Source organism: Psychrobacter sp. CAL346-MNA-CIBAN-0220 (genome assembly GCF_040309805.1).
GTDB lineage: Bacteria > Pseudomonadota > Gammaproteobacteria > Pseudomonadales > Moraxellaceae > Psychrobacter.
Genome location: NZ_JBEOPF010000171.1, coordinates 1 through 279 on the forward strand (window position 1 = coordinate 1; position 279 = coordinate 279).

Below are 279 nucleotides of genomic sequence, written 5' to 3' on the forward strand. Positions count from 1 at the left end.
GTGCGCCATGCAGTTATTGCGCTATGTCAAAATTGACTGATAAATCGTCAGCTTGCGTTAGACTAATTTGTTTCAGTTGATAAATATTAAAGTCTGCATCTACTTGCTCTGCATCGTCTATGTGTGCGCTACACGTATAACCAAGTTGGTAGTCGCCTGGTGTTATGAATGCGAGTTCAAATTCGTATTCATTATCGTCCGCATCAAATACAACATTGGCAGTCGCCAGCGGAGCGTTATCAGGCGTTTGGTCATCTATTTCATGCATATCTGTTGGGG

The 279-nt window shown here is 42.7% G+C and carries 1 protein-coding gene; it reads right to left on the reverse strand.

Going from position 1 to position 279, the window contains the following annotated elements:
* Positions 1-13: 13 nt before the first annotated feature.
* A partial coding sequence (locus AAEY88_RS13185; RefSeq protein ID WP_350563114.1) for a hypothetical protein occupies positions 14-279 on the reverse strand: 266 nt, incomplete at its 5' end.